Annotated in this window: 9 protein-coding genes and 1 pseudogene; 9 read left to right on the top strand and 1 reads right to left on the bottom strand. The window is 72.2% G+C overall.

Annotation, left to right across the window (positions count from 1 at the left end; all coding sequences use genetic code 11):
- Positions 1–1,230 (bottom strand): annotated as a pseudogene (locus DBR36_RS16370) (hypothetical protein); the annotation flags it as partial.
- 290 nt (positions 1,231–1,520) lie between these two features.
- On the opposite strand from DBR36_RS16370, the gene DBR36_RS16365 reads away from it, so the two are divergent.
- From DBR36_RS16365 to DBR36_RS16325, 9 genes are all read left to right on the top strand, one after another.
- Entirely contained in the window at positions 1,521–1,832 is a 312-nt protein-coding gene (locus DBR36_RS16365) for a WXG100 family type VII secretion target (RefSeq protein WP_055831852.1), read from the top strand.
- A gap of 29 nt (positions 1,833–1,861) precedes the next feature.
- Positions 1,862–2,149: a WXG100 family type VII secretion target gene (locus DBR36_RS16360; protein ID WP_243393067.1), complete on the top strand. Its 288-nt coding sequence runs from the start codon at positions 1,862–1,864 to the stop codon at positions 2,147–2,149.
- Between the two features lie 101 nt (positions 2,150–2,250).
- Positions 2,251–2,643: a hypothetical protein gene (locus tag DBR36_RS16355; protein WP_108320758.1), complete on the top strand. Its 393-nt coding sequence runs from the start codon at positions 2,251–2,253 to the stop codon at positions 2,641–2,643.
- Positions 2,644–2,702: 59 nt separating this feature from the next.
- Complete coding sequence (locus DBR36_RS16350) at positions 2,703–3,929, top strand: S8 family serine peptidase (RefSeq protein WP_181373654.1); 1,227 nt, start codon at positions 2,703–2,705, stop codon at positions 3,927–3,929.
- Positions 3,926–5,341: a hypothetical protein gene (locus tag DBR36_RS16345; protein WP_108320756.1), complete on the top strand. Its 1,416-nt coding sequence runs from the start codon at positions 3,926–3,928 to the stop codon at positions 5,339–5,341. Before DBR36_RS16350 ends, DBR36_RS16345 begins: the two co-directional genes overlap by 4 nt.
- 42 nt (positions 5,342–5,383) lie before the next feature.
- Positions 5,384–5,704, top strand: coding sequence for a WXG100 family type VII secretion target (locus DBR36_RS16340; protein WP_108320755.1), 321 nt, complete (start codon positions 5,384–5,386; stop codon positions 5,702–5,704).
- Positions 5,701–5,988, top strand: a complete 288-nt coding sequence (locus DBR36_RS16335; protein ID WP_181373653.1) for a WXG100 family type VII secretion target — start codon at positions 5,701–5,703, stop codon at positions 5,986–5,988. Before DBR36_RS16340 ends, DBR36_RS16335 begins: the two co-directional genes overlap by 4 nt.
- A 92-nt stretch (positions 5,989–6,080) precedes the next feature.
- Positions 6,081–7,415: a type VII secretion integral membrane protein EccD gene (gene eccD / locus DBR36_RS16330; RefSeq protein ID WP_108320753.1), complete on the top strand. Its 1,335-nt coding sequence runs from the start codon at positions 6,081–6,083 to the stop codon at positions 7,413–7,415.
- A 1-nt stretch (position 7,416) separates the two neighbouring features.
- A partial coding sequence (locus DBR36_RS16325; RefSeq protein WP_219927677.1) for a type VII secretion protein EccB occupies positions 7,417–8,354 on the top strand: 938 nt, incomplete at its 3' end.

Here is an 8,354-nt window from a genome sequence, read left to right as displayed (position 1 = left end):
AACCGGGACCACCAGCAGCGCGGCGCCCAGTCCTCCAAGGAGGAGTAGTCCGGCGACGAGCACGAGCAGGCCGGGCGTGAACACCGGCAGGAGAGCCGTCACCGCGGCGGCCACCACCGCGACCGCCCCGGCGCGGGCGACCCACCGCAGGAACGGGACGGTACTGCGCCGCGAACTCAGCAGCAGAGAGAGGACGACGGTGGATGCCAAGGCGATTCGCCCGCCGAGGACGACGGGGCCGTCGCCCGCGAACGTCGGGATCGCGGCGAACGCGCTCGCGGAGCCCGCGGCCACGAGCAGGACCGTCCCCACGGTGAGGCGGGCGGTCGAGCGCGCCACGAGCGCGTCGGCGTCGTCGGCCTCGATCGTCCGCACCTCGTCGGGAAGGGCCTGGCGCACCGTCCACCGGGTGCTCTGGAAGCGGTCGTAGTCGATGAACGTGCCGGGGGCGACGTCGACGAGGCTCGACTGCAGCACGCGCTGCGCGACGGGGACCAGACCCAGCGTCACGGCGGCCGGCGCGGAGGGGTCGAGGTGCAGCAGCAGGGCCACTCCCCAGATCGCGGCGAGGACCGCCGCGACGATCGTGGCCGTGCGGCTCTGGGCGCGCAGCGCGTCGGTGAGACCCACCACGCCGAGGACGCCCGCGACCACCGCCGACGCCAGCAGTCCCGTGAAGACGGCGACGAGCGTCGTCGACGCCGGCAGGTCGGGGACGACGGCCATCCCGCCGCCGAACGCGAGGGCGACCACGCCGACGACGGGAGCGAGCGTCGCCGTGCGCGGGCGGGCGCGCAGCCCGACCGCGTTCGCGGCGAGCAGCGCCGCGACCAGGGCCACCACGCCGACGATCCCCCGCACCTGCCCGGGCAGAGCGTCGCCCCCGAGCACGCGGATGAGGGCCAGGATGCCACCCCCCGCCGCAAGGACCGCCCACGCGGCCGAGACGCGCGTCGCGGCGCGAGCGATCGCCGCGCGCCCCTCCTCCCCAGGCGGAACGATGGAGGGATCCACAACGACGAGGACGACGCCGTCTTCGAGAGCCGACATCGCCGTGGCGCGGGGGACCTCGCGACCGGCGATACCGACCACCCGGGCACCCGGCTGCATCGCCGCACCGGCGGCGCGCAGGACGTCGTCGACGCGAGCGTGCAGAGGAACCACCAGATCGAGGCGGGATTCGCCGTCGATCAGGGCGACGCGCCGCCCCTGCGTGACCTCCGCGCTCACCGCTCCCCCTCGCCTGTGCTGCGCACCGCCTCCCGGGCGGCAACCGCACCAGCGTAGCCGCCGCCCGAGCGGGCCTTTCGTCTTTCCTCACCCCACCGGGGATAAAGATGAGAACTTTGTCATCTTCGAATATCCACAGGGGGTTGTCGTTCTTCTCCGGAATTACGTAACGTCGATGGCCGGTGGGGGCTCCGATTTCCTCCATCGACGCCGTCCCGGGTCAGTGATCCCAGGCGGACGACAGATCCCCAACGCCCGGGCGCGCCCGGAGGAACATCGAGGAGACAGACGTGGCAGATCTCATCGCAGCCCAGGAGGGTGCGCTTCGTCGCGGAGCCGAGGCGGTCAACACCGCCAAGTCGGGTATCGACGAGCAGGTCCGCAAGGTCCGCACCGAGCTTGACCAGGTGGCCGGCTTCTGGACCGGCGCCGCCGCCGGCTCGTACACCCAGCTCATGCAGCGCTGGAACGAAGAGACCACCAAGCTCAACAACGTGCTCGTCACGCTCGAGGACGCCCTCCGCGGCACCGAGCGCGACCAGGCGGCTTCCGAGGAGTCGCACCAGCAGACCATCGGCAACCTGGGCTCGCTGCTCGGCTGACCCCGCTCGACTCGAAAGAAGGAACCCCCATGCAGTCCATGTCCGTTCGTCCCGAGCAGGTCATCGCCCTCTCCGGTCAGATCCGCAACGGCGCCTCCGGCATCCGCACCCGTCTCGACGAGCTCGAGTCCCAGGTCGGCGCTCTGCGCGCCTCGTGGGACGGCGAGGCGCAGGTCGCCTACGACCAGGCTCAGGCCCAGTGGACCCAGTCCATCACCCGCCTGAACGAGCTCCTGCAGCAGATCGCCGGCAAGACCGACGAGATCGCCCAGGGCTACACCTCGACCGACAAGTCCGCCGCCGGCCGCTTCGTCTGAGTCCCCCCGAACCGGCGGCCGCTTCGGCGGCCGCCGGTTCGTGCGGTCCGCCCCGGGCCGCTTTCCCCTTCAGCCCCCCGCTTCCCGAAACGAGGAGTTCCATGAGTGGTCCGATCGGCTACGACAGCGACCAGGCGCAGCACAACGTGGTGCTGTTGACCGAGGTGCCCGAAGAGATCCCGGCCGCCGCCATCATCCGGCAGGTCGACGGCAACGCCGCCGAAGACACCTCAGCGGAATTCACCCGACGGCTGGAACAGCGTGCGCGGGAGTTGTCATCGCAGATCGACGGGGTGCGAGCGTGGGTCGTCCAGAACGCCCAGATCCTCTCTCACGCGGTCGGCGCCCTGCAAGAACGCGATGCGATCAACGCGACCGACGCGCAGCAGGCGCTCTCGGTCATCGACTCTGCGTCGCAGCCGGCACCGTCGACGGGCTCCACGTCGACGGGCGGCGGCGGCACCAGCGCATTCTTGGCGGAGCTCCCCCGATGAGGCGCGCCCGGCGTCGACTCTCGGTCTGGGCCACCGCGGCGACGGTAGCCGTGGTGCTGATGCCCCTTGCCCCCTCCTCCGCGAATGCCGCCGGCAATGACGCGCAGTGGTGGGCCGACACCTACGGCGTCGACGCAACGCACACCGCGGGGCTGACGGGCGCGGGCGTCAAGGTGGCGGTCATCGATAATCAGATGAATCCGAACCTTCCCGTCTTCGCAGGTCGGAACCTCTCGATATCCGAGACGCGCGTCTGCACGACGGGATCCGAGCCGGTCACCGATGTCGCCGACCCGGCGTCCATCCACGGCACCACGATGGTCGCAATGCTCATCGGCAACGGCACCGGAGCGGGCGAAGTGCGCGGAATCGCTCCCGACGCCGAGGTGACGTTCTACGGTCTCGGGCCCGAGGACGCGCCCACTTGTGCACAGCCGACCGATGATCGGCTCACCCCCTTCGGCACGCTCATCAAGGCCGCCGTCGACGACGGCGCACAGGTCATCAGCATGTCGTACGGAACGGCTGCGCAGGAGCAGGATGCCCCCGTCGTCGCCTACGCCCTCGCGCGGGGTGTCGCCGTCGTGATCTCGGAGCCGAACGCCTCCGAGATCGCCGATCCCGCGACCGACATCGCCTCGATGAACGGCATCGTGGGCGTCAGCCAGGTCAACCGCGACGGCGAGTTGCAGGAGAAGCTCGACGGCGGACCGTTCGTCGTGCCCGAGACCACCGTCGTCGCAGCAGGGCACAACCTGCCCAACGTCGGAGCCAACGGCGACTGGTCTCAGACGAAGAACGCCGCGGGGTCCTCTTTCGCCACACCGATCGTGGCGGGGATGCTCGCGCTCGCGGCGCAGAAGTACCCGCAAGCCACGGGCAATCAGCTGGTGCACGCGCTGATCTCGAGCACGAACGGAACCGTTCACGAGCCCGTACGCGCGGACGACGGGTACGGGTACGGCGCCGCGTGGCTGCCGACCCTGCTGACCGTCGACCCGGAGCAGTACCCCGATGAGACCCCCCTGATGGGACGAGAGCTCGGCATGCCCTCGGCGGAACAGGTCTCTCAGGCCCGGGCGGAAGGGTTCGTCGCCCCGGAATCGCAGAACGAGCCCCGGAACACCTTCGACCGGGGCGCCGTTCAGCAGGCACCGTTCGACCTGACGCCCCTGGTCGTCGGCGGCGTCGGACTCCTCGTCGTCCTCGTCCTGGTCGCCGGGATCATCACCGTGCTCGTCATCACTCGCCAACGCCGCAAGACCCGAGAGGGGACGACACCATGACCGGACCCAACGAACAGCGTCTCATCGACTTCGCCGAAACGGGAAGCGCCTGGGACATGCCGGGAAGGCTCCCGCTGCTCACCGGACTGCAGTCGCTGAAACAGGTGCTGCAGAAGGTCGCTGATAATCCCGGTGTGGTGGGCGAGACGGGGGACGCAGCGAGCACTGCTTTCTCCAGAACCGCCGCCGAGGTCCAAGAGCAGATCAACTGGATCCAGGTCAGCGCGGCGGTCGCCATCTCTCAGGCGAACTCCGTTCGGGAACGCGCGCGTGAATCCTTGGCCACTCTTCCCCAGGGCGGCATGACGGAGGGACAAGCTGCGGCCGTCCGCGGGGCGGCGGCGGGGGCGACGCTCGTCCTCGGGCCCGTCGCGTTCCTCGCGGGAGAAGGTGCCGCCGCTGCGATCAACGGATACCTCGCGAACCAACGCGAGGAGGCCGCCGCTCGAGCGATGTCGACTCACGCCACGGAGATGGACGAGATCCCCCTCCCGAGTCCGCCCCAGTTCAGCGGCACACGCGAGAGTCAGGATGCCCCCGAGTCCGCGGCCGATGGGACGCCGTGGGGCGACGGAGCGACGAGCGGTGGGACGCGTTCCGGCGCACCGACATTCGCGCAGGTCCCCACCGGCGGGTCGTCCGGGACTCAGCCGGGCGGCGGCGGATTCTCGGGCGGCAACGAGGGTCCGGGCGAGTACGGCCCCTTCCCCCTCGACGTGCCGCACGCCGACCTGGGCCCCAGACCTCCCATCGACCTCGGATCGATCCCGCCGAGCCCGACACCGGACGGCCCGCTCAACGGGTCCCCCACGCTGCCCGGTGTCATCCCGGCAGCGCCGGGATCGGGCGTTGCAGCCGGCGGCCCCGGAGCCGGTCTCGGCTCAGGACTGAGCGCCGGGCTGATCGCCGGTGGCGGCGGCGCGGCGGCGCTCAGCCGTCTCGCTCGCGGCGCCGGGGCCCCCGGCGGCAGCCTCTTCGGCGTCGGCACGTCGGCGGCGACCGCGTCGAGCCGCGGCGGAGGACTGCTCGGGAAGACCTCGCCGGGAGCCTCCGGCCTCGGCACGCGCGGCGTCGGCGGGCTCGCCGGCGGCGCGGCCGGCGGCGGGACCCCCGGATCCTCCACGGCGCGCGGCGCGGGTATGCGCGGGGGAGCCACCGGAGCAACGGGTGGGAGCAGCCCGGCCGGCGGCGGAGTGCGCGGAGCCTCCGGCGGCGCCGGAACGGGCGGTTCGCGGGCTGCCGGCGGTGCCGGAACGCGTGGCATCGGCGGAATGGGCGGCACCGGTTCGCGCTCCGAACGGCGCGACGACGTCACCCGCGGTCTCGGCGGCCCCATCGCCCCGCGCATGGAGGACGACGAGCAGGTCGGGCCCCGTTCCGAGAACGCGCAGGCCGGCGAGCGCGACGAGTGACGTCGACCGCGGCCACCCCCATCATCGACAGAAGAGGACACCATGTCTGATCGCATCCTGGTCGGCGAGGGCGCTCTCGCCCGGGGCGCCGAGGCCGTCACGGGCGCCCACGCCGACATCGCCGACAGCACCCGGCGCGTGCTCGACGAGCTCGACGAGCTCCGCGGAACCTGGTCGGGCGACGCCGCGACCGCTTACGGCGTGCTCGTGAACGAATGGACCGCCGGTGCGAACCGCCTGAACGACGTGCTGATCACCCTCAGCTCATCGCTGCGCGCCACCGCCCGCGACCAGGAGGCCGTCGAAGAATCCCACGGCGCGACCATCCAGGGCCTGGGCGCGATGCTCGGAGGCCAGCCGTGAGCGATCTGCGCGTCACTCCCGAGTCGCTCCACGCCACGGCCGCACGCCTGCGCGCAGAGAGCGCCCGCATCGACGCCGCTCTCGGCGGACTCGAGGCCGAGGTCGCCCGCCTGCGCGGCCAGTGGGAGGGGTCCGCCCAGGGCGCCTACGACTCCGCCCAGCGCCAGTGGTCGGCCACCCTCGAGCAGATGCGCGACGCCCTGCACCGCATCGCGAACGCCACGGACTCGATGGCCGATGACTACGTCACCGCGGACCGCGCCTCGGCGGCCCGGTTCCGCTGACCGTCACCCACCGCCGCGGGCCCGCCCCGCGGCGACGATAGGATTTCGGGGTCCGACCGCAGGGGCTTCGGTCCGGGAAGAGGGGGCCGCGGATGGCTGACGTCATGAACGCGACGCGCGCGTTGCTGCGCCTGTCGGTGCAGAGCGAGGGGCGTCGCCTCGACATCGCCATTCCCGCGCAGGTCCCCGTCATCGAGTTCCTCCCCGGCTTCGCCCGGTCACTCGGCGTCCTCGACGCGTCCATGACCTCCGCCGGATACGCGCTGCACCGCGCCGACGGCACGACCGTCGATTCCTCACGCGGCGCATCCGCCCAGGGCATCGTCGACGGCGAAGTGCTCACGCTGGTACGCGGCGGACTGGTCGCCCAGCCCCGGGTGTACGACGACATCGTCGAGGCGGTCATCGACGCGACCGCGCAGCAGAACCGCCCCTGGACGACACGCGACAACGCCCGCACCGCCCTGGCCGTCAGCCTCGCGCTGCTCGGCGTCTGCGCGGTGCTCCTGCTCGCCGCCGGTCGCGCCCTGCCCTTCGGCGCGCTCGTCGCCGGGGGCGGCGCTGTCGTGCTGCTCATCGTCTCGGCCGTCGTCGCCCGCCTCGGCCAGCGCGAAGCCGGCCAGGGCCTCGGGATCGCGGCATCCGTCTTCGCCGGTGTCGCGGGTTACCTCGCCGTACCGGTGGCCCTGCCGATGTGGGGGTGGCCCATGGCCGCCGCGGGAGGCGCCGCATTCGTCGTCGCGGGCATCGCGCTCGCGCTCTCACGCGACCGCGCGGAACTGCAGCTCGCTCCGCTCGTCGCCGGTGGGGCGGTCGGCGTCGCGGGTACTCTCGCCGCCTTCTTCGACCCCGCCGCGGTCTGGACGCTGATGGTCGGCGTCGTCGCCACGCTCGGCGGAGCCCTGCCCTGGCTCGCGATCAGCACCACGCGGCTTCGCGTGGTGTCGCCGCAGAGCGACGCCGAGATGTTCGCCGACCCCGAGCCCATCGACGCCGACGACATCGCCGCCCGTGTGGCGCAGGGCAAGCGCATCCTCATCGCCCTGCGTCTGGCCCTCGCCGCCGCGGTGCTGCTCGCCACCCCGCTGGTCGCCGCGCACAATGCGACCGGCGCGGTCCTGTGCGCCCTCGCCTTCGCCGGCATGATGTTCCCGTCCCGCCAGACCTTCGCCCGATCGGGTGTGCTGACCGTCATGGCCACCGGCATCCTGGGACTCGTGGTCGCGGGCGTCGCGGCCTCGCTCGCGCAGCCGGGGCTGCGCGTGGGCATCCTGATCGTGCTCGCGGTCGCCACCGTGAGCGTCGTGACCGTCACCCTGCTCGCCCCGAAGACCCGCCTGCGCCTGACCCGACTCGCCGACACGGCCGAGCTGCTCGTGCTGGCGTCGCTGCTCCCGCTGGCCGTGATCTCGTCCGGGCTGGCCTGACGTGGCCACCAAGGGCGATCTGATCGAGGCGCAGAACTTCTCGCGCCGACGGCTGCTCACCGCCTTCGTCAGCGGCGCCCCCGGCGGCAAAGAGCTGCAGCCCGCGTCTCCCCTGCGCGCCGTGATCGCCGCGATCGCGCTGTCGGTGCTCGTCGTCCTGGTCGGAGTGTTCTACGGGCTGATCCGTCCCGGGCTTCCGACCGGGTGGGAGAACGGCAAGCTCGTCCTCGTGTCCGACACGGGCGCCCGATTCGTCACCGTGGACGGCGTGCTGCACCCGGTGATCAACACCGCCAGCGCCCGCCTGCTGCTGCCGGCCAACGACTACGCCGTCATCTCGACCGATCAGGCCACCCTCGAGGGCACGCCCGTCGGCGAGACGCTCGGAATCACCGGCGCCCCCGACGAGCTGCCGCCCGCATCGGGGCTGCTCAACACCGGCTGGAGCGCGTGCGTCAGCGACGACACCGGCATCGACGTGCGCATCTCGGCCGCAGCGGGCCCCGCACCCGCGACCGGTCGGGCTGTCGTCGTGTCGGTCGACGGCATCCTGCACGTCGTGCAGGGCGACCGCAGTTTCGCGGTCTCGAGCGAAGACGCGGATGCCGTGTTGCGCGCCGCGGGCATCTCGGCGCTCTCGCCCCTCACCGTCCCCGCGGCGTGGCTCGACCTCTTCACCTCCGGTACCGCGCTCACCCCCATCACCCTGCAGAACTACGGGCAGGATGTCGCCGGCACGTCGCTGCGCGTCGGACAGGTCGTTCGCCAGGCCGGCGCCGCCGACGACGAGCGCTTCCTCGTGCAGACCGGCGGTGTGCTCGAAGCCCTCTCGCCCCTCGCGTGGCAGCTGTACCAGCTCGGCAGCGGCAGCGCCCTGGGCGGACAGGTGACCGAGGTCACCGCCGACGAGATCCGCAGCCTGCCCACCGCCGCGCAAGG

It is taken from the genome of Microbacterium sp. HMWF026 (genome assembly GCF_003061325.1).
Taxonomy (GTDB): Bacteria; Actinomycetota; Actinomycetes; order Actinomycetales; family Microbacteriaceae; genus Microbacterium; species Microbacterium testaceum_E.
Note: the sequence above shows the minus strand (reverse complement) of the source record. Positions and strands in the feature narration are given on the sequence as shown.

Coding starts and splice junctions, on each gene's coding strand:
- DBR36_RS16355 (WP_108320758.1), top strand. CDS start 2,251: ATGAGTGGTCCGATCGGCTACGACAGCGACCAGGCGCAGCACAACGTG.
- DBR36_RS16360 (WP_243393067.1), top strand. CDS start 1,862: ATGCAGTCCATGTCCGTTCGTCCCGAGCAGGTCATCGCCCTCTCCGGT.
- DBR36_RS16350 (WP_181373654.1), top strand. CDS start 2,703: ATGCCCCTTGCCCCCTCCTCCGCGAATGCCGCCGGCAATGACGCGCAG.
- DBR36_RS16340 (WP_108320755.1), top strand. CDS start 5,384: ATGTCTGATCGCATCCTGGTCGGCGAGGGCGCTCTCGCCCGGGGCGCC.
- DBR36_RS16345 (WP_108320756.1), top strand. CDS start 3,926: ATGACCGGACCCAACGAACAGCGTCTCATCGACTTCGCCGAAACGGGA.
- eccD (WP_108320753.1), top strand. CDS start 6,081: ATGGCTGACGTCATGAACGCGACGCGCGCGTTGCTGCGCCTGTCGGTG.